Here is a 19,820-nt window from a genome sequence, read left to right on the forward strand (position 1 = left end):
TCTCTTATTCCTCCGGAACGCGACCGGCAATATGCTCCTTAATCTTCTGGAACGTCTCGTCCGACACATCGTGCTCAATGCGGCAGGCGTCCTCAGAGGCCGTCTCCGGCGAGACCCCCAGGGCCATCAGCCATTTGCTCAGCAGGCGGTGCCGCTCATAGATGCGGGAGGCAATCTCCATGCCTGCGTCGGTCAGGTCAATGAGCCCCTCCTTGTCCATGGTAATGTAGCCGTTCTCCCGCAGCAGGCTCATGGCCCGGCTGATGCTGGGCTTGGAAAAATCCATCTTGCGGGCAATATCAATGGAGCGCACAGCGCCCTTTTCCTCTTTGAGCATCAGGATGGTCTCCAGATAGTTCTCTGCGGATTCCTGAATTTTCATGGATACACCTCCGGTTTACTTCGCCGTTGGAAACCGCCGCTCCCCATTCAGGCGGCGGGATATCATCTGGTTCAGGACGCCTCCGGCACGGCATCCATTTTTGTCAATTTTAGCATAGTGTGCCCTGAAAGGCAAGGAGCGAATTCTCCCCGCTTCTGTCCGGACGGCAAACCATCACTTTTTTCTTTCCTTTGTCACAAAAACGGCCGCTCCGCCGTTATTATGGGTGAAACCGGTTTTCGACATCCTCAAAATGAAAGGAGGGACACCATGGACGAACAGCAGCTTCAGGCCGCCTTTTCCGCCGGAGATGAGGCCGCCCTCTCCGCCGCTATTGACCGCTATGGGCAGTCCCTGCTGCGCTACTGCCACCATATTCTCTGTGACTACCATGAGGCCCAGGATGTGGTGCAGGACACCTTTTTCAAAGCCTGGCGCTACCGGGAACGGCTCAAGGCCGCGCCGCTCCAGCCCTGGCTGTACCGGCTGGCCTATACCGCCTGTATCGACCAGATACGGCGAAGAAAGCGGCAGCTTTTCCCGCCCCCTCCCCAGACTCCATCTGACCCGGATTACATCGGCGAGGACCTGCGCCGCGCTCTGCTCACCCTCAAGCCGGAGGAGCGCGCTCTTGTCTTCGGCCGGGTCATGGAGGAGGAATCCTTTGAAGTGCTGGCCCAGCGGCAGGGTGTGTCCGCCGCCACCGCGCGGCAGCGCTACCTCCGTTCCAAAAAGAAGCTGGCCAAGGCCCTGGCCCCGTCTCACCCGTCCCACGCAAAGGAGGATTGTTTATGAACCGAACCTCAGACGAACAACTGATATACGACGCGCTCTCCCAGGTGGACACACCCTCCTGTGACATTGAGCGCGGTGTCCGCCTGCGGCTGGCTGCGGCCAGCAGCCGTCAGCGCCGCGCCCTCCCCCGGCGCACACTCCTGCTGGCCGCCGCCCTGGCCCTCTTCCTTGTGATTAGCGCGGCAGCTGCCGGCGTCTCCGGCCTGTGGCAGTACTTCTGGCCCGGCGCCCACATTCCCTCCAGCGCGGTCACCTCCCCCGGCATCAGCCAGACCGCCGGAGACTACACCCTCACCCTGGAGGACGTAATGGCCGACGACAGCGGCATCATCCTGCTGCTGTCCCTCTCTCGTGCGGACGGAGGTCCCATAGACCCGGACGCCCGCCTCAGCGCCCACACCATGCACGCCGACCTTCTGGCCGACGGAGAGTCCTTCGGCGGAGGAGGCATGGACACCCCCGTCCTCTCGGAGGATGGAACCGCCCTCTTCTTCTGCTGTGAGCTGGAGGACCACCGTCTCTCCGCCGGAGAGATGCTGTCCGGCAAGCAGCTCACCTTTACCGCTGACGGCGTGGCCATTCCGCTCTATTCAGACAACGCCCTGGGCTATCAGCCGGAAGAGGCCGTATCCCTGGCGGTCCTTGGGGAGCTGGATATTCCGGAATACAGCGCCGGACAGGACGCAGCTGGTCTGGAGCAGGTCTCCATCCCTCTGCCGCTGGACGAGACATTCCCCCAGTACCGGATACTGGGCGCGGCTGTCACCGAAAACGGGCTGGGTATCCTTCTCAGCGACGGCACAGTCCAAAACGGCGACCTGGTGTGCGGCGGCATCCTCCCCGAGGCTCTGGTGGACACCAGGACCGGTGAGACCTATTCTCTGTTCGGCGGCGACGGCGTCACCCTGTCCGACGGCACCAGAGGCGCACTTTACACCTTCCGGGACTGCCCCCTCACCGCCGCCGACCTGCCCTGGCTGGAGTTGATGGTCTCCTATCAGATGGACAAGGTCCTGTCCGACGCTCCCTTCTCCCTCACCTTTACCGCCGACCAGAGCGCCGCCCTGACGCTTGATATCCAAACCGCTGTGGACCTGAACGGCACAGCCCTCCAGCTCACCAGCCTGCGGCTCTCCGCGCTGGACGTCTCCTTTACTGCGGGCAACGGCATCGGAGACCTGAGCCCTCTCTCTGATAAGAGCCTGTCCCCGGTGCTCACCATGGCGGACGGCAGTCAGATTGCCACTGTGTGGCAGGGTGGCTCCGGCTCTTCCAGAGGCCCCTCCTCCGCCCACTTCCAGCCCGTGGACAAGGACGGAAGCCGCATTTTCCCTGACACTGCGGACATTGTCTCCGTCTCCCTGGCCGGACAGACCATCTGGACCGCACCATAACCATATTTCTCCCCTTTTCACGCCTCTCCCCCACTGGGAGAGGCTCTTTTTTGCTCCGCCGCCCCTTTCGCCCGGTTTCCCGAGATTTTCCCCCCTTCCAATGGTAGACTTATGGAAGATTCTTCCTGAAAGAGGGGATTTTATGTCTGACACGCTCTGGCGCTCTCCCCGCACCTGCGGAGCCTGGCTGGCGATTCCGTGCGGAGCGGCGGGAACGGCGCTGCTGATGCTGGCCCTGGCCCGGGTCATGGGGCTGCAATATGCCAACCTGCCGGACCGGTGGCTGATTTTTATGTTGTTGCTCGCGCTGGCGGCCTTGTCTCTGGCCCTGCTGGCCCTGGAGGGCTGCGGCTGGCAGTTGTGTCTGTTCTGTCTGCTGCCGGTGGGGACAGCCCTCTTCTACCGGGTGCTGTGTCTGGATTACTGTTCCTACGATTATTACGATTTCCTGGGCCCCTGGGCGGCCTATTTCCGGGACAACGGCGGCTTCGCAGCCCTGAAGGACAGCGTGGGAAACTACAATGTCCCCTACCTCTATTTTCTCGCCGCCCTCTCCTATCTGGATGTACCCGATTTTTACCTTATTAAACTCTTTTCCGTGCTCTTTGACGTGGTGCTGGCCTGGGGTGGATTTCGGCTGTGCCGTCTCTTCTGTCCGGATGATAGTCCCCGGCCTGCTGCCGTATTCTGTCTGCTCCTGCTGCTGCCCACTGTGGTACTCAACGGCGCCTGCTGGTCCCAGTGTGACGCCATCTACGCCGCCCTCATTCTCCACGCCCTGGCCTGCGGCCTGGAGAAGCGGGGCGCCGCCTCTCTGGCGCTGGCCGGTCTGGCCTTCTCCGTCAAGCTTCAGACCGTGTTCCTCCTGCCCCTGTGGGCGGCCCTTTGGTTTACAGGACGGGTCAAAACCAGGCACCTGCCCCTCTTCCCCGCCGCCTTTCTGGCCGCCATTTTTCCGGCGCTCCTGGCAGGAAAGCCGCTGCCTGACATTCTGGGGGTCTACATCGGTCAGACGGAGGCTTATGGGGATTACCTCACCCTCAACGCCCCCTCGGTCTATGCCCTGCTCCCGGAAGCACTGTCGGAGCATGTATCCCTCCTGGCCCCGCTGGGCATCGCCGCCGCCGGACTGCTGACGGCAGGGGTGCTGCTGGCCCTCTTTCTCAACCGGCAGCAGGTCACCGACCGGGCCCTGTTGGCGGGCGGCGCTGTACTGGCTATCGGGATTCCCTTTCTCCTCCCCCACATGCACGACCGCTACTTCTTCCTGGCCGACGTCCTCACCCTGATTCTAGCCTGCATGGACCGGCGACGCATCCCTCAGGCGGCGCTGGTGCAGATAGCCTCCCTGGGGGCCTACTACGCCTACCTGAAGCTGGAATACGCCTTCCCTATGGCGCTGGGCGCGCTGCTGACGCTGGCTGCTCTGGTCTGGGCTGCTCATGGGTTGTTTCGTGCCCTATGTCCCCCAGCAGACATCACCCGGGAAATACAAAAACGCCCCCGTCCGCAGCACAGACAGGGGCGTGTCAGATGATGCTTACGCCTGGGTCAGCCGTGAAAGCTCCTCACCCACCAGTTCCATGGCACGGTCCAGACTCTGGGTCACCGTGCCGGGCTCCGCCGCCACCCGGATGTGGCAGCGCTCCATGGGGACGAGAATCTTCACCGCTTCACTCTCGCCGATGGCCAGCGCCATGGCGGGGGTGATCTCCCCCAGCAGGCCGTTGGCCGCCAGGATGGTGACCACGCCCAGAATTATCTGTGCCTTTCCCGCGTTGACCACAATGGCGTTCTCACCGGTGGCGCCATCGTCGGCTCCCGCCTTCAGCATGCGGGCAGTAGCCCCGGAATTGGTCCCCAGAGCACGGACATGGAGCCAAGGGTAGCTTTTCTTCAGCTTCTCCACCAGGCTCTTCCCGATTCCGCCGCCCAGTCCGTCCACCACGGCTACAATAATATCTTCCCGCTTCAATTCCTACCAACTCCGTTCGTTATCCCTTTTTCGCTCTATCTCCGCAATTTTACCCTATGCTATGCAAAATTGCAAACAATTTTTACGAAAAAATCGGTTCGTCATTTTGATTGACATAATAATTGTTTTGGCAGGATTTTCTGCCGGAAAAAGTTTGACATGGCGACTACAATGTGTTACAATTTGGTTACAGTTTGATTTTAGTTGTTACAAGGAGGGCCTCATGGCTGAAGAAAAGATTCCTCTGGTTTATAAGGGACACCCGCTCCGCCGCAAGGACAATCTGATTTACTACGGCAGCATGGCCGACAAATACATCATTATGATGCAGATTATGGACACCAAAAAGGTGGATGACCTGGATGTGGCCTCCCGCGTGTCCGTCCAGCTGCAGCTCACCGACCCCGACCTGAAGAGCCGGGACCGGGTGGTGAAGAAGACCGAGAAGGACAGCCTGTACAACGCCATGGACGTGGCTTCCGTCTGGCTGGAGCGCAGCCTCTCTTCCAAGTAAGAGCCGCTGCCCCGCAACCATTACGAAAGAGAAAACCTTCCCGGCGCAAGCCGGACCGAATCTGTTATGGAGGCTGATACCAATGATACCTGCCGGAAAGTTCCTGCGCGTCGCAGTTCTCGGCGCTGCCCTCTCCGCCATCACCGTCGTCGGCGCTTCCGCCGCCAGCGTGGGTGTGGGCACCGTTACCGCCGACGCCCTCCGCCTTCGCGAGAGCGCCAGCACCGACTCCACCATCCTGGCCACCGCTCCCAGCGGCGACACCGTCGTCATCCTGGAGGATGCGGGCAACGGCTGGTATAAGGTGGACTACAAGTCCATTGAGGGCTATATGTCCGGTGAATATCTGGACGTGCAGAAAACCGCTGATGTGAAAATTGGCTACGGCAAGGTAAATGCCGGCGGCTCCACGCTGAACATGCGCAGCGGCCCCGGCACCAGCTACGACCGGGTGGCCACCCTGAGCGACGGCACTGTGGTGGACATCGTGGGCATCGACAACGGCTGGTACAAGGTTACATATAACGGCACCACCGGCTATGTCAGCAGCGACTACATGATCACCGTGAAGGACTCTGCCGGTTCCCGCGGCGACGGCACCGCCGTTGCCTCCTCTACCTCCAGCCTGGGTCAGCAGATCGCCGACTACGCTCAGAACTTCCTGGGCTGCGCCTATGTGTGGGGCGGCAACGGTCCCACCTCCTTCGACTGCTCCGGCTTCACCAAGTATGTGTACGCCCAGTTCGGCTACACTCTGAACCGTACCGCCACCGACCAGCTGGCCAACGGCGTGGCCGTGACCAAGGACCAGCTCCAGCCTGGCGACCTGGTGTTCTTCAACAGCGGTTACACCTCCAAGCCCGTCTCCCACGTGGGCATCTACATCGGCGGCGGCAAGTTCATCCACGCCTCCACCAATGCCTATGTGGTCCAGATTGACGACCTGTCCAGCGGCTATTACTCCCGCGTCTACGTGTACGGCCGCCGTATTGTCTGAGCGTCAGCTCTCCAACCTCCATACATAACAGAACAAACAGCGCCGTTGTCCTTAAGGACAGCGGCGCTGTTTCTTGTTGCTCAGAAAGTGCTGTTTGTGTCATCCCCGCCAAAGCCGGGCTCCTCAGGGGGAATGTCGGTGGCCATGGGAGGCACATCCGCGTCCACCAGGTCACCCTCCGCCTTCAGCTCTGCGATGCGGCTCTTGTTCTCCTCAATGGTCACCTTGGAGGCGGTGATCTTTTCGCACAGAGCCACATAGGCCGCCTCAGGGGCCATGCCGCGCTCGGCATAGTAGAGCTTTCCGATCTCAATATATGCCTTCTTGATCGCGTCCTCCTCGGCGGAGTTGGCCAGATTCAGCTTGGCAATCTCGGCCAGTTGCCGGGACTTAGCCACGCCCGCACGACCCAGATCCATCGCTTTATCCTTCAGTTCATCAAAAAATGCCACAGGATACGACCTCCTTATGTCTTCCCAGCTTCTTCATCCGATTCAATGGGACGCTTCTTCGGAATCTGGCCTTATTTTAACCTCTTTTCCCCGCCTGCGCAAGAGGCCGCATTATGATTTAAGTCTTTTTTAATCCCTCATTCAGAAATTCCTTTTCCTGCACCACCGTCCCAGCTAACGCATATCCTGGGAATGGAGGTTATGCTTATGTATCATCAAAAAGGCTTCTGCGGCGCAGGCGGTTCCATTCCCGCCGAAGCGCTGTATCCCGATTGTCCCTGTTCCTCCTGCCCTCCCCCCTGTCAGACCGTCCGAATCTGCCCCATTCCCGGACCTACGGGCGCAACCGGACCCGCCGGCCCTACCGGTGCTACCGGTCCTATGGGGCCCATGGGGATGCAGGGTCCTACCGGCCCCACCGGTGCTACTGGTTCTGACGGTGCTGCTGGCCCTACCGGCCCCACCGGTCCTACCGGCGTTGACGGTGCCGCTGGCCCTATCGGTCCCACTGGGCCTACTGGGCCTACCGGGTCTACCGGCCCCACTGGCCCTACTGGGCCTACCGGGTCTACCGGCCCCACTGGCCCCACTGGTCCTACCGGTTTCACTGGTCCTACTGGCCCTACTGGCCCTACTGGCCCTACTGGCCCTACTGGCCCTACTGGTCTCACCGGCCCCACCGGTCCTACTGGTCCTACCGGTCTCACTGGTCCTACTGGCCCTACTGGCCCTACTGGTCTCACCGGCCCCACCGGTCCTACTGGTCCTACCGGAACTCTGACCCCCGGCCCCGCGGTAGCGGACGTCTCCACCAGCGCCAGCCTGCAAACTCTTATTCAGTCTTACAACAGCCTGCTGGCCTCTCTGCGTTCTGCCGGCGTCATTTCCAAGTCCTGATACACAAAGCGCCCCGGGCATCACTACCCGGGGCGCTTTGCTGTTCTTCAATTCTTCTGTTTCTTCGCCTTCTCCATGGCGGCACGGACCGGTTTCGACTTCTCCTGCCGGTTGTTCCGAGCCAGGATGTCGGAAATCTGCCCCTCCGCCTGCTCCACCTCCGCCTTGAAGATGCGGGCGGAGACACGGAGGGCGCCGTGGCCCAGGATAATGAGCTGCTCGGCGCTGTCCGAGGTGGCCACCCGCACATGGTGGTGCTTGCCCAGCTCGTAGGTAGCCCGCTCAATGTAGGCGTCGGCGGTCTCTGCCTCCTTGGTGTAAACCACATAGATGTTGTGGTACTTGCTCACGTCTCCCGTGTTGCGGGGCACCTTGTAGGCGTCAAAGACCAGAATCACCACGCACTTGCGGAACCCCTGGTAATTGCTCAGAATGTCCATCAGCAGCTGCCGGGCGGCGTCCAGACTGGTGCGGGCCACTGCCTTGAGCTCGTCCCAGGCGAAGATGATGTTGTACCCGTCCACCAGCAGGTACTCCGGACCGGAGTCCCGGAGCGTCACCTCCCGCCGCTCGGGCAGCTCGGCGTGCTTCTTGCGGACAGGCTCCTGGGGAAGGAAATCCCGCCGCTTGATAGGGCCGTAGGTCCGCTCAAAGATAGCCTGGAGCTCCTTGTCCTGTGCCACGCCGTCGAAATAGGTGGTGCTGGGACGGTAGACCGGTGTTTCCTCCTCCGGCTCCTCCCCGTCGTCAAAGCGCAGGCCGCTGTCCACGTGCATGTGCTCCCGCACCTCATTCCACTTGACCACCACGCCCGCGCCGTGGGAGCAGAACACCGAGTCGGCCGGGTTGTCCGTATCCCGTTCACACTCATAGCCAATAGCCGCCACCACCTCGTCCTGGTTGTGGCAGGGCTCGTAGCCCTTCAGGGTGCAGAAGAGCCGGCCGCGGCCCTTGGTGTAGGACATGACCTCGGCGGCGTAGTCTCTTAAACCTGCCACCGGCGCCGAGCCGGTGAGCACGGTCTCCTCCCCCAGGGTCTCGGGGGTGTCCGTCTCGCCGCCCATGCGCTGCAAATCCGTCATGGCACGGCCCACGCACTCAGGGGGAATCTCCAGCCGGAAGCTGTACCAGGGCTCCAACAGAATGCTCCTGGCCTGCATCAGGCCCTGCCGCACGGCCCGGTAAGTGGCCTGACGGAAGTCGCCACCCTCAGTGTGCTTGACGTGGGCTCGTCCCGCCACCAGGGTGATGCGCATATCGGTGATGGGCGAGCCGGTAAGCACGCCCAGGTGCTGCTTCTCCTCCAGATGGGTGAGGATGAGCCGCTGCCAGTTCCGGTCCAGCATGTCCTCCCCGCAGGCGGAGGCAAAGTGGAGGCCGCTGCCCCGCTCTCCCGGCTCCAGCAGAAGGTGGACCTCCGCATAGTGCCGCAGGGGCTCGAAGTGGCCCACGCCCTCTACCGGCTCGGCGATGGTCTCCCGGTAGACGATGCTGCCCGCGTCAAAGGTGACGTCCATGCCGAACCGCTCCGCAATCAGCCGCCGGAGCACCTCCAGCTGGACCTCGCCCATGAGCTGGATGTGAATCTCCCGCAGCTGCTCGTTCCAGACAATGTGGAGCTGGGGGTCCTCCTCGGCCAGCTCCCCCAGCTTGAGGAGTGCAGTGTGGGGGTCGCAGCCCTCGGGCAGCACCACACGGTAGGTGAGCACCGGCTCCAGCACCGGCGTCTCCCCCTCCGCCTCCCACCCCAGACCCTCGCCGGGTACGGTACGGCTCAGACCGGTGACGGCGCACACCGTTCCCGCCGGAGCCTCGTCTACTGTGGTGAATTTGGCGCCGGAGTAGATGCGGATCTGGTCCGCCTTCTCCTCCCACACCTTGTCCTCCGCCAAGGCGGCACGGCGGTTGGTGAGCAGAGCCTTCACCTTCAGGCTGCCCCCTGTCACCTTCAGATAGGTCAGCCGGTTGCCCTGGGGGTCCCGAGCGATCTTGTACACCCGTGCGCCGAACTCAGGCGGGTAATCCGGGCTGCTGCCGTATTTGCTCAGACCGGTGAGCAGCTCTTCCACCCCCTCCAGCCGCAGGGCGGAGCCGAAGTAGCAGGGGAACAGCTTCCGCGCCCGGATGAGGTCGGCGATGTCCTCATCCGCCACCTCGCCGGTCTCCAGGTAGCGCTCCAGCACATCCTCGCCGCACACGGCCACGTTCTCCAGCCAGCTGTCCCGGTCCTGTCCCGGCCCGAAGTCCACGCAGCCCTCGTCAAGCCGAGCCTTGAGGCCAGCAAGCAGAGCGGCCCGGTCCGCTCCCGCCAGGTCCATCTTGTTGACAAAGAGGAATACCGGCACGCCGTACCGCTCCAGCAGCCGCCAGAGGGTCATGGTGTGGCCCTGGACGCCGTCGGTGCCGCTGATGACCAGGATGGCACAGTCCAGCACCTGGAGGGTGCGCTCCATCTCAGCGGAGAAGTCCACGTGTCCCGGGGTGTCCAGCAGGGTGATGACCATATCCTCCAGGGGCAGCACCGCCTGCTTGGAGAAGATGGTGATACCCCGCTCCCGCTCCAGGGCATCGGTGTCCAGGAAGGCGTCCCGGTGGTCCACACGCCCCAGGCGCTTCAGGCAGCCGCAGGTGTAGAGCAGTCCTTCGGACAGGGTGGTCTTGCCCGCGTCCACGTGGGCAAACAGGCCTGTACAGAGCCTTCTCTTCGCTTTTGATTCTTCCGCCTGTTGGCCCATAAAAAACCGCCTCTCACGGAGACACTGTCTCCGTTGTTTTCAAAATTTCGCCGGGCAGGGACTGCCCGGCACGCACCATTATAACACAGGAACCGTCCCCAGTCGAGACGCCCTTCCCTTCTTCAGCAGACAGAACGCCCGGAGCCGGGAAATTCCGGCTCCGGGCGCTCTTTTTGCGTCAGTACATGCGGAAAATTGGCTTTACTCAGGCAGCCTTCTTCTCCTTCTTCCAGCGGCGCACGATGGCCACCACGCCCCAGATGATGAGGGCCGCGGCTACAACGTTCTCCACGATGAGGATGATGTAGTAATTGGCGAAGGGCAGCGCCTCCACGGCCACGCCGTGGACAATGCCGTTCATGGCATTGGAGTTGACGGTGGTGTAGAGGATGTGCTTGATGGCCTGACGGGCGAAGTACTGGGTGGCGGGATTGTTCGGATCCATCGGTGCGTCCACCTCGAAGCCGGTCAGCTTCAGGTCGCCGCCAGCCCGGATGCACTGCTCGGTGTCCATGACACCGCCGCCGTCGTAGTCGGTGATGATGGTACCGTCAAAGCCCCACTCGTTGCGCAGCACGCCGGTGAGCAGGTTGTAGTTGCCGCCCGCCCAGGTGCAGCCTACCCGGTTGAAGGAGGACATGACCGCCATGACAGCCGGGATTTCCGCCTCCGTCTGGGTGAAGGAACCGGTAGTCTCGTCGTACTGCTGGACCATAATGGTGGTCATGGGCCGATCCTCAATGCAGGTCTGGAAGGGCTTGAGATAGATCTCCCGGATGGCCTGCTCGTTGGCGAAGGTGGCCACGTGGCTGCGGTGGTCCTCCTGGTCGTTGAGGGCGAAGTGCTTGATGTAGGCGTACACGCCCTTCTCGGCGCAGGCGGTGGCGGCCTGGAGGGCCAGCTCGCCGGACATGAAGCCATCCTCGGAGTAATACTCGAAGTTACGGCCGGCGAAGGGGGTGCGGTGGATGTTCATGGCAGGGGCGTACCAGCCGGAGATGATGCCGATGTAGGCGTGGTCACCCCAGTTGCCGTCGGCGGCCAGGGCGTCCTCACCCACATAGTAGCCGTGGAGGTAGGAGTTCTCCCGGTCCCAGCTGGCGGCCAGGTTGGTGGCGCAGGGGTAGGTGATGGAGTAGGGCTCGTGGGTGACGCCGCCCTCATTCAGGCCGGAGGGGCCGTCGAAGTCAATGGCTCTGGGCTTGCCCATGTTGACGGACATCAGGGTCTGGTAGCCGCCGTTGCGGATGATGGTCTCCAGCTCGGCGGCCTCCATCTGGTCGATGAGGGCGTCCCAGCCGCCCTCGGCCTCTACCTCGTCAAAGTCCCTGCCGCGGAAGTCGATAAGCTCCAGGTCCCCGTCCTGGCCGTACACACCGGCCATGGAGGCGGCCTCCTCCTCGGTCATGGGGTTGAGGGAGGCACTGGCACCCTTGGCCTTGATGGCGTCCCGGATGGTGTCGGACACCTCCACCTCCCAGGTGTAGCCGTTCTTCTCGCTGTACGGGCTCTTCCGCTGGCTGTCCTGATTGCCGTGGGTGGTGGGGAAGGTGCCCACCCAGTCCTGACGGGTCAGGTACTGGTCTCTGGGGGTCAGCTCGTCATAGCTGGCGTGGTCGAACTGGTTGGTGATGGTCACGCCCGTCTGGGAAATGGAGTAGGTCTCGTTGTCCACACCGTTGTTGTCCAGATAGGTGTAGGTCCACTTGCCCACAAAGTCCGGGTCGGGCTGGCCGAAGAGGCCGTCGGTCTCATGGCCGGCATAGGCCAGGAAGTTGTTGTTGGCGGCGTGGGCGTTGGCCGCGGCGGTCAGCAGGTAGTCGCCCGCCTCCAGGATGTAGGTCTTGGCCATCACGTCGTCGTAGGAGATGAAGTCCTTCTGGTTCACGGTGATGGTCACGGTCTCGGAAGCTCCGGGCTCCAGGTCATCAGTCTTTTCAAAGCCCACCAGGGAGACGGAGGACTTTTCAATGTGGTTGGTCTTGTCGTACTCGGTGTAGGGGGCGTTGAGGTAGACCTGCACCACGTCCCGGCCGGTCACGTCGCCGGTGTTGGTGACGGTGACCTGGATCTGGATATCGCCGTTGTCATCCATGTCGCTCATGGTAAAGTCGGACCACGCAAAGGTGGTGTAGGACAGGCCGTAGCCGAAGGGATACTGCACCACCTGGCCGTAATCATAGTCTCCGGCGTTGCCCTGGTCCAGCATCTTGTCAAAATAGCGGGTCTCGTAGTACTTGTAGCCCACGTAGATACCCTCGTCGTAGAACACGCCGGCCTCCACGTCCTGGCCGTTGTTCACCAGCATCATGTCGCCCATGTTCTGCATGGCGGGAGAGGAGAAGGCATCGTAGGCGAAGGTGTCCACCAGGTGGCCGGAGGGATTCACATTGCCGCTGAGCACATCGGCGATGGAGCGGCAGGTGTCGCCGCCGGCGCCGGGGGCCCACAGGACGGCGGTGATGTTCTCATAGTCCTTGACCCAGCCCAGCTCAAAGGCGTTGTTGGTGTTGACCACCAGGATGACGTTGTCGAAGTTGTCGTTCAGGTACTGAATAACGCCAAGCTCCACGGAGTCGGGCTCCAGATAGTGCTTGTCCTTGTCCTCTTCAATGTCGGTCCAGTCTCCCATGTAGCGGCCCAGGTCGCGGCCCTCGCCGCCAGTGCGGGCAATGAAGAAGACGGGGATGGTGCCCTCCGCCTCCCGCTTGGCCGCATCGGGGATTGCGGAGATGGGTGCCTCGTTGATGGACCAGTCCTCAGCGCCGCCGTACATGATGGCGCCGCCGCCGCGGGTGTAGATACTGTGGTTGTCGCTGTAGAACTTCCACAGGGACTCGTTGACTGAGAAGCCCTGCTCGGTGAGGGCGGTGCGCATATCGCTGGAAATGGTGCTCACGCCCGAGCCGGTGCCGCCGGCCAGCAGGTCCACGGAAGAGGCGGAAAACAGGCTCAGCTTGGAGCCCGCCGCCACGGGCAGACCCTTGCCGCTTTCCGTGTTGTTATAGAGAAGTACAAAGCCCTCGGCGCCGGCCTTGCGGGTATAGGCCTGCTCGGTGGCCTGAAGCTCGGCGGAGTCGGTGATGTCCCGGGTGTAGTACTCCGCGTCCACCCCCTCAGGGGCGCCGCTGGTCTGGAGCTTGGTCTCACCAAAGATGTCCCGGAGCACCAGATCAAACGAGGATGTGGTCACCACAGTGAGCACCACAGAGAACACCAGCAGCACGGCCAGCAGCGGCGTAAGAACGGCAGTAAACTTCTTGGCGTTCAGCTTTTTTCTCTTTTTCTTTTCCATGAAATTCCCTCCAGATTAACAGCTCACTCTGCGCCCAGTTCCGCGCCCTGGGCAGAGGTCTTGACCCACTGGTAGTCCGCCTGGCTGCTCTCAGCAGTGTACTCGCCCATCCAGCCCTCGGCGTCCTCAGTCCCGCACCAGAAGTTCATCAGGATGCGGCCGGGGGTGGAAGGCATGGGGCCGTTATCCTCTGTGTTCACGCTGTAAACAGCCTCGCCGTCCACAAACCAGGTGATGGAATCCTCCTCCCAGCGGAAGCCGTACTCGTGGAACTCCTCGGAGGCATCAAAGCCCAGCTCATACCAGTACTCGTGGCCGCCCTGGCCATCCACATAGTAGTTGAACTGCACGCCGGTGGTGTCCTTGCCCAGAAATTCGATGTCGATCTCGTCCCAGGGGTTGGGTTCGCCGTCGACAACGTCATAAGGGCCGGTGCAGGTGAAGAAGGTGCTGGCAGTGCCCGCATCCTTGGAGGGCTTCATGCTGACGGAGTAGTCGCCGTAGCCATAGTAGAGGCCGGTGCGCATCTCGCTGCCATAGTAATCCTGCTCCACCTCATCCCCGGCGGGAGTGATACCCAGATGCAGCTGGCCGTCGGAATAAGTGACGTTGCTTCCGGTCCACCACACATTGAATACACTGCCGTTGGACCAGCCGTCAGAGGGGAACATGGCCTCCACAGCGCCGTTGGAGAAGTCGGCCAGCATATCGCCGCCCAGAGGCTCCTCATCGAGGACAGCGGGCACGGTTGCGGCAGGAGCAGTCGCTGCGGGGGTGGTCACAGCAGGGGCGCTGGGCTCACCGGAGGGGGTGCCGCTGGCAGAAGGGGTTTCGCCGCAGGCGGTCAGGGTCAGCGCCAGCGCCGCGGACAGGACCAGTACAGGAACGTTCTTTTTCATGGGTTCTCTCTCCTTCTCAAATATGTGGCCGCGGTGCGCGTGTCCGAGCACGAATCCCGGTAATTTCCACGCCCCCGGCTTGCTGACCACAATATAGCAAAAGGAACACCCGTTGATAATGGGTGTTCCTTTAACTATCATATTTTTTCGTATTCTGTATTTCCGGCCCTAAAAATCCCCTGTGGTGAAGAGGATGTTCAGGTGGAAAACGCCGTCGCTGGTGTAGGTGTTCAGCTCACCCTCGTACTTGCGGACAATCATGCGGATGCTCTGCATGCCGAAGCCGTGGTAGTCCTTGTCCGCCTTTGTGGTCACCGGCAGGCCGTCCCGGAAGGTCAAGTCTCCGGCGTAGTAGTTCTCCTCCTGGATGATGAGCATGCCCCCTCTGGCCTTCACCACCAGGTTGATCACCCGGCGCTCCCGCTCCTCCAGCTGCTTCACCGCCTCCAGGGCGTTGTCCACCACGTTTCCAAAGAGACAGTAGAGGTCGCTGTCCTCCAGAAAGGACAGCTTCTCCCCGTCCGCCATGCAGGAAAGGGTGATGCCGTTCTGTTCACAGTAGAGGCTCTTCTCCGTCAGCAGCACGTCCAGCAGCCGGTTGCCCGTCTCAATCTTCGCGTCGTAGATTGCCACGCTCTTCTGGATATCCTCCATGGCGCCCGGCGGCACCTGACCGCCCTGGGCGGCCAGCGAGGACAGCCGGTAGCGGATGTCGTGGCACTTGACGTTGATAAGCTCGATGGTGTCCCGGGAGATCTCATACTGCCGCTGGCTCTGGCGGACGGCATGCTGGAGATAGGCCACCTCCTGCTTCAGCTCCCGCTGCTCCACGGTACGGGAGGCCAGCAGCAGCACAATCATGCAGCACATAACGGAGATCAGGTTGCCCGACTGCCGCAGGACAAAGTACTCCACCATGTCAAACTGATTTTCCCGTCCCACGCTCAGCCGGGCGAAGTAGATGTCCTCCACCGAGCACAGAATGGCGGTGATGACCAGGATAAGCAGGGAGATGGCCAGCAGCTGCTTGTCCAGCTGCCAGCTGTCCACGTGCCACACCACCCGGCGGATGAAAAAGACATACACCGCCGCCACCGCAATGGCGAAGATGAGATAGTAGGTCAGGCGGTAATAGAGGTTAAAGCGCATCCCCCAGCTGTCGCTCACCTCCACCAGCCAGCCGCACCACACCAGCAGATACAGCTTGTAGCACAGGTTCTGGGCGGCGTAGGCCACGCTGCAGCAGAACAGGATGGCGGAGAAGGATTCGGCAAAGCACAGCTTCATATGGGCGATGGTCACCGCGAACAGGAAGAGATACACCGCGCTCCGTCCCAGCACCGTATGCCCGCAGAGCTGGTAGACCCCGGCAGTCCCCAGGGCCACGGCCAGCACCGCGCACAGGCCTCCAACCGCTTTCAGCCAGAACCGGGGCGCCCGGTTCAGCTTCCAGGTGGTGAGGACATAGAACACATAGAGCTCGAACAGGAACTCCAGGATGATGTTTCTGTAAATCAGGAGGACCTCATCCATCTTCACTGCCCTCCCATGGAACCGGCATACCAGTTGGACAGCTCCGCCAAAAAGGACGCCCGTCTGGGACGGCTGATCTGGAGCTCGGAGTCCCCCACCTGCACGGTGCAGCCCTTGACCCGCACCACAAATTTGGGATTGACCAGATAGCACTTGTTGCATCGCAGGAAGCCGAAGCCCCGCAGCTCCTGCTCCACGCCGGAGAGCACGCCGGTCATCTCAATCACGTCGTCGATGAGGTGGTAGCACAGGCGGTGATTGGAAATCTCAACGTACATCAGCTTGTCGGTAGAGATGCGGCACAGGCCGCCGGGAGCGTTCACCGTAAAGCTCCGGTCCTCATTCATGATGTAGATGTCCAGAGCCTTTCTGAATTTCAGCGAGAAGTCGCAGTAGCTCACCGGCTTGACCAGGAAGCTGACCGCGTCCACCTCGTAGCCCTTCAGGGCGTACTGGACCAGGTTGGTGATGAAAATAATGGATACGTTCTTGTCTTTTCTGCGCAGCTCCACCGCGGCCTCCATGCCGTCCTTTTTGGGCATCTGGATGTCCATGAACACCACGGCAAAGACGCATTTGTAGTCCTTCAGGAACTCCTCCCCATTGCAAAACCGGGTCACGCGGAATTCCTGCCCGGTCTCAGCGGCGTATTTGTCGATGTATCCGGCCAGCCGCTGAGCAGCGTTGTCCTGGTCCTCCACAATAGCAATGTTTCGCACGTCTTCCCCTCCCCTTATATCAGCAGCACACACACGTCGAGCGGGAAACGCCCGGTTTGAAAAAAAGGGGGTCTTGCTTTCTCTCTCAGCCCTTCTTATCCTCTCCGTCCAGCACGTCCCGGATGATGAACCGGGGGCGTTCCTTGGTCTCCAGATAGATTTTGCCGATATACTCACCAATGACGCCCAGAGACAGCAGAATCAGACCGCCGATGGCCCAGACGGAGCAAATCAGGCTGGCCCAGCCCAGGATGGTCTCCCCCATGGCCCAGCGGACCACGCTGTAAATGAGCATGATGATGGACACCAGAAACACCAGGAAGCCCAGGCCGGTGATATACCGGATGGGCTTGGTGGACAGGCTGGTGATGCCCTCCATGGCGAAGGAGAGCATCTTTTTCAGGGGGTACTTGCTCTCGCCGGCGAAGCGCTCTCCCCGCTCGTACTCCACAGTGGCGGAGGTGTAGCCAATCATGGGCACGATGCCCCGGAGGAACAGGTTGACCTCCCTGAACTGTGCCAGACCCTCCAGGGCACGGCGGGAGAGGAGCCGGTAGTCGGCGTGGTTGAACACGGTCTCAGCCCCCAGGAAGTTCATCACCCGGTAAAAGCCCTCAGCGGTGAAGCGCTTGAAAAAGGTGTCCTTTTTCCGGGAGGAGCGGACGCCGTAGACAATGTCGCAGCCCTCGTGGAACTTGTCTACCATGGCGTCCACGGCGTCGATGTCATCCTGAAGGTCGGCGTCCATGGAGATGGCCATGTCGCAGCGGTCCTTGGCGGTCATCAGCCCGGCCAGCAGGGCGTTCTGGTGGCCCCGGTTTCGGGACAGGTTCACCCCGGAGAACACAGGATCGGCCTTGTGGAGGTCGGAAATCATCTCCCAGGTCCGGTCTCTGGAGCCGTCGTTGACGAAGAGGATGCGGCTGTCCGTGCCAATCTTTCCCGCCCCCTTCAGGGCCTCCACCTTGGCCTTGAGCCGCCTGGAGGTCTCGGGGAGCACCTCCTCCTCGTTGTAGCAGGGGACTACGATATAGAGGGTATCATTCATCTTCTTTGTCCTCACCAAACATCGAAATTTCCAGTGCGTCGCAGATCCGCATCAGTACATCCAGTGACGGTTTCTTTCTTCCGCTCTCAATCTCGGCAATAAAAGGCTGTGAGACATGCACTAATTCCGCCAGTTTTCCCTGGCTAATTCCTTTTTCCGTGCGTTTTTGTCGGATTATGGTTCGATAGTCCTTCATTCTCTCACCTCGCCTTCTTATTATAGCTCACAGCAATACCCTTTGCACTCATAGCTTTCAGCTATTGACTTTTTGTACGATTCGCGTTAATATAGCCATAAGCTATATCGGAGGGATGTATATGACCCCCACCGTGGAACTGATGCAGAATACCGCCCGGACGCTGTGCCGCCGGGCGCTCTCCGGTGACCCGGAGTATCGGGCCATGACAGCGGAGGCAGAAGCTCTCCGGGCCCAATTCCGAAAAGAGCACCCGGACGCGCTGTGCGCCCGGGTGCTGCAAATTCTGGATGCCTGTCTGGCTGTCTCCGACATGGAGGGAGAACAGCTCTTTCTGACCGGGCTCCAGATGGGTCTGGAGCTGGGCGGGTTGGACTGTCTGCCCAGGGATATGCCCCCTATTCCTCCAGTCTGCGGCGGAGATACTCCATGGCCTTCTTCTCCACCCGGGAGATCTGAACCTGACTGACCCCCATGATTCTGGCCGTCCTGTCCTGGGTCAGCCCCCGGAAGTAGCGCAGGACGATCACCTGCCGCTCCCGGTCGGGCAGGCTGCTCACCGCCGAACGCAGGGCCTCCCGCTCCACAATGCCCTCCTCCATGCCCTCGGTGCCCAGCACGCTCTCCAGGGTAAAGCCCTCCCCCGTCTCCATCTGGAGGGAGGCTACCGGCGCGTTGGCCTCCTCGGCGGCGGCAATCTCCTCCGGCTCCAGGCCGGTCTCCTCGGCCAGCTCGCTGAGAGTGGGCTCCCGGCCCAAATCGGCCTGAAGCCGGTCCCGTGCGGTGCGGATGCTCCCCGCCCGTTCCTTCAAACCTCGGCTCACCTTCACCGCGCCGTCGTCCCGGAGAAAACGGCGGATTTCCCCGGCAATTTTGGGTACGGCATAGGTGGAGAACTGGCAGCCAAAGGCCGGGTCAAAGCCCCGCACCGCCTTGAGAAAACCCATGCACCCCAGCTGGTACAGGTCCTCCGGGTCCACGCCCCGGCCGTAGTACCGGCGGACGATGCTCCAGATGAGGCCGCTGTTCTCCTCCATCATCCGGGCACAGGCGTCGTTGTCCCCCTGGCGGGCAGCCTCCAGCAGGGACAGGGTGTCCGCCGCCATCAGCGCAGGCCGCCGCTGTACCGGCGGGAAATCCGGCGCCTCATGGTGACGGTGGTGCCCTTCCCCGGGGTGGAGCGCACCCGCAGGGCGTCCATGAAGCTCTCCATGATGGTAAAGCCCATGCCGGAGCGCTCCTCGTTGCCGGTGGTGTACAGGGGCTGCTGGGCCTTCTCCACGTCCTCGATGCCCACGCCCCAGTCCTTCACCACAATCTCCAGTACCCCGTCCTCAAACAGCCGCAGACGCAGTGCCACCTTGCCCAGCCGGTCCGGGTAGGCGTGGACAATGGCGTTGGTCACCGCCTCACTGACGGCGGTCTTAATGTCGTTGACCTCGTCCAGGGTGGGGTCCAGCTGGGCGGCAAAGCAGGCCGCCGTGGTGCGGGCAAAGCCCTCGTTGGCGGAGCGGCTGAGAAAGGAAATGGCCGCCTCGTTGATTGGTTTCATATGTAAAGACTCCTTCCGTATTGGGTGGTTCCCCGCCGCCGGAGCGCCTGAGGCGCTCCGGCGGTCCGTTCCCTATTCAAAGCGGATGATCCGCTCCAGCCCTGCCGCCCGCAGCACCTTGAGGGCCTGAGGCGGCACGTTGGCCACCGTCAGGGCGCCCCCCAGCTCCGCCATCCGGCGGTAGGCCCGCAGCAGCACCGCGATACCTGAGCTGTCCATAAAGGTCACGCCGCTCAAATCCAGGGTGAGTCGTCGAGGCAGCCCCGCGTCCACCTGTCGGTCCAGCTCCTGCATGACAGCCCGGGCGCCGTGGTGGTCCACCTCCCCAGACACGGTCAGCCGCAGATTCCGGTCCTCCCCGGTACAGGTCACTGACATAGCTTGTCCCTCCTGTGCGTTGAAAATATCCGTCCGTTCCCAAAGCGGGACAGAAAAAA

General features: G+C 61.6%; 19 protein-coding genes. 6 read left to right on the forward strand and 13 right to left on the reverse strand.

Going from position 1 to position 19,820, the window contains the following annotated elements; translation table 11 throughout:
- Nucleotides 1-4: 4 nt before the first annotated feature.
- Nucleotides 5-382, reverse strand: a complete 378-nt coding sequence (locus ACOX7T_RS01660) for a metal-dependent transcriptional regulator (protein WP_433439235.1) — start codon at nt 380-382, stop codon at nt 5-7.
- A 270-nt stretch (nt 383-652) separates the two neighbouring features.
- Between ACOX7T_RS01660 and ACOX7T_RS01665 the strand changes: the two genes are divergently transcribed.
- The 3 genes from ACOX7T_RS01665 to ACOX7T_RS01675 all read left to right on the forward strand — a co-directional run bounded on the left by ACOX7T_RS01665 (nt 653) and on the right by ACOX7T_RS01675 (nt 4,108).
- Nucleotides 653-1,177: an RNA polymerase sigma factor gene (locus tag ACOX7T_RS01665; RefSeq protein WP_433439237.1), complete on the forward strand. Its 525-nt coding sequence runs from the start codon at nt 653-655 to the stop codon at nt 1,175-1,177.
- Nucleotides 1,174-2,571 (forward strand): DUF4179 domain-containing protein, encoded by a 1,398-nt coding sequence (locus ACOX7T_RS01670; protein ID WP_433439239.1) that lies wholly within the window; start codon nt 1,174-1,176, stop codon nt 2,569-2,571. The genes ACOX7T_RS01665 and ACOX7T_RS01670 overlap by 4 nt, the downstream gene beginning before the upstream one ends.
- A gap of 142 nt (nt 2,572-2,713) precedes the next feature.
- Nucleotides 2,714-4,108 (forward strand): conjugal transfer protein TraL, encoded by a 1,395-nt coding sequence (locus ACOX7T_RS01675; protein ID WP_433439242.1) that lies wholly within the window; start codon nt 2,714-2,716, stop codon nt 4,106-4,108.
- Between the two features lie 3 nt (nt 4,109-4,111).
- Here ACOX7T_RS01675 and ACOX7T_RS01680 read toward each other — a convergent pair whose 3' ends face one another.
- Nucleotides 4,112-4,546 (reverse strand): DUF3842 family protein, encoded by a 435-nt coding sequence (locus ACOX7T_RS01680; RefSeq protein WP_433439244.1) that lies wholly within the window; start codon nt 4,544-4,546, stop codon nt 4,112-4,114.
- A 223-nt stretch (nt 4,547-4,769) separates the two neighbouring features.
- Here ACOX7T_RS01680 and ACOX7T_RS01685 point away from each other — a divergent pair, with 223 nt between their 5' ends.
- Together ACOX7T_RS01685 and ACOX7T_RS01690 are read left to right on the forward strand one after the other, a co-directional pair.
- The gene (locus ACOX7T_RS01685; RefSeq protein WP_433439247.1) at nt 4,770-5,060 is read left to right on the forward strand and encodes a hypothetical protein; all 291 of its coding nucleotides are present in this window, start codon (nt 4,770-4,772) and stop codon (nt 5,058-5,060) included.
- A gap of 82 nt (nt 5,061-5,142) precedes the next feature.
- Nucleotides 5,143-6,057 (forward strand): SH3 domain-containing protein, encoded by a 915-nt coding sequence (locus ACOX7T_RS01690; protein ID WP_433439249.1) that lies wholly within the window; start codon nt 5,143-5,145, stop codon nt 6,055-6,057.
- An 80-nt stretch (nt 6,058-6,137) separates the two neighbouring features.
- Here the strand turns inward: ACOX7T_RS01690 and ACOX7T_RS01695 are convergent, their stop codons facing one another.
- The 8 genes from ACOX7T_RS01695 to ACOX7T_RS01730 form a co-directional block, all read right to left on the reverse strand.
- Nucleotides 6,138-6,509, reverse strand: coding sequence for a serine proteinase (locus ACOX7T_RS01695; RefSeq protein ID WP_433439252.1), 372 nt, complete (start codon nt 6,507-6,509; stop codon nt 6,138-6,140).
- A gap of 944 nt (nt 6,510-7,453) precedes the next feature.
- Entirely contained in the window at nt 7,454-10,141 is a 2,688-nt protein-coding gene (locus ACOX7T_RS01700; RefSeq protein ID WP_433439254.1) for an NYN domain-containing protein, read from the reverse strand.
- Between the two features lie 205 nt (nt 10,142-10,346).
- Nucleotides 10,347-13,436, reverse strand: a complete 3,090-nt coding sequence (locus ACOX7T_RS01705; RefSeq protein WP_433439257.1) for a glycoside hydrolase family 3 N-terminal domain-containing protein — start codon at nt 13,434-13,436, stop codon at nt 10,347-10,349.
- A 23-nt stretch (nt 13,437-13,459) separates the two neighbouring features.
- Entirely contained in the window at nt 13,460-14,335 is an 876-nt protein-coding gene (locus ACOX7T_RS01710; RefSeq protein WP_433439260.1) for a glycoside hydrolase family 16 protein, read from the reverse strand.
- Nucleotides 14,336-14,503: 168 nt separating this feature from the next.
- On the reverse strand, nt 14,504-15,868 hold the full coding sequence (locus ACOX7T_RS01715; RefSeq protein WP_433439263.1) for a GHKL domain-containing protein: 1,365 nt from the start codon (nt 15,866-15,868) through the stop codon (nt 14,504-14,506).
- Nucleotides 15,869-15,870: 2 nt separating this feature from the next.
- Complete coding sequence (locus tag ACOX7T_RS01720) at nt 15,871-16,587, reverse strand: LytR/AlgR family response regulator transcription factor (RefSeq protein ID WP_040647402.1); 717 nt, start codon at nt 16,585-16,587, stop codon at nt 15,871-15,873.
- Between the two features lie 85 nt (nt 16,588-16,672).
- Nucleotides 16,673-17,635: a glycosyltransferase family 2 protein gene (locus tag ACOX7T_RS01725; RefSeq protein WP_433439266.1), complete on the reverse strand. Its 963-nt coding sequence runs from the start codon at nt 17,633-17,635 to the stop codon at nt 16,673-16,675.
- The gene (locus ACOX7T_RS01730; protein ID WP_006574002.1) at nt 17,628-17,831 is read right to left on the reverse strand and encodes a helix-turn-helix domain-containing protein; all 204 of its coding nucleotides are present in this window, start codon (nt 17,829-17,831) and stop codon (nt 17,628-17,630) included. Before ACOX7T_RS01730 ends, ACOX7T_RS01725 begins: the two co-directional genes overlap by 8 nt.
- A gap of 121 nt (nt 17,832-17,952) precedes the next feature.
- Between ACOX7T_RS01730 and ACOX7T_RS01735 the strand changes: the two genes are divergently transcribed.
- On the forward strand, nt 17,953-18,300 hold the full coding sequence (locus ACOX7T_RS01735; RefSeq protein ID WP_433439268.1) for a hypothetical protein: 348 nt from the start codon (nt 17,953-17,955) through the stop codon (nt 18,298-18,300).
- On the opposite strand, the gene ACOX7T_RS01740 is transcribed toward ACOX7T_RS01735, so the two are convergent.
- From ACOX7T_RS01740 to ACOX7T_RS01750, 3 genes are all read right to left on the reverse strand, one after another.
- Nucleotides 18,230-18,937 carry a sigma-70 family RNA polymerase sigma factor gene (locus ACOX7T_RS01740; protein WP_433439271.1) on the reverse strand — a complete coding sequence of 236 codons (708 nt, stop codon included), beginning with the start codon at nt 18,935-18,937 and terminating at the stop codon, nt 18,230-18,232. The genes ACOX7T_RS01735 and ACOX7T_RS01740 overlap by 71 nt on opposite strands.
- Nucleotides 18,937-19,383, reverse strand: a complete 447-nt coding sequence (gene spoIIAB, locus ACOX7T_RS01745; protein ID WP_433439274.1) for an anti-sigma F factor — start codon at nt 19,381-19,383, stop codon at nt 18,937-18,939. Before spoIIAB ends, ACOX7T_RS01740 begins: the two co-directional genes overlap by 1 nt.
- Nucleotides 19,384-19,455: 72 nt before the next feature.
- On the reverse strand, nt 19,456-19,761 hold the full coding sequence (locus tag ACOX7T_RS01750; protein ID WP_433439276.1) for an anti-sigma factor antagonist: 306 nt from the start codon (nt 19,759-19,761) through the stop codon (nt 19,456-19,458).
- Nucleotides 19,762-19,820: the final 59 nt, after the last annotated feature.

The sequence above is a fragment of the Pseudoflavonifractor sp. genome, from assembly GCF_050943825.1.
Taxonomy (GTDB): Bacteria; Bacillota; Clostridia; order Oscillospirales; family Oscillospiraceae; genus Pseudoflavonifractor.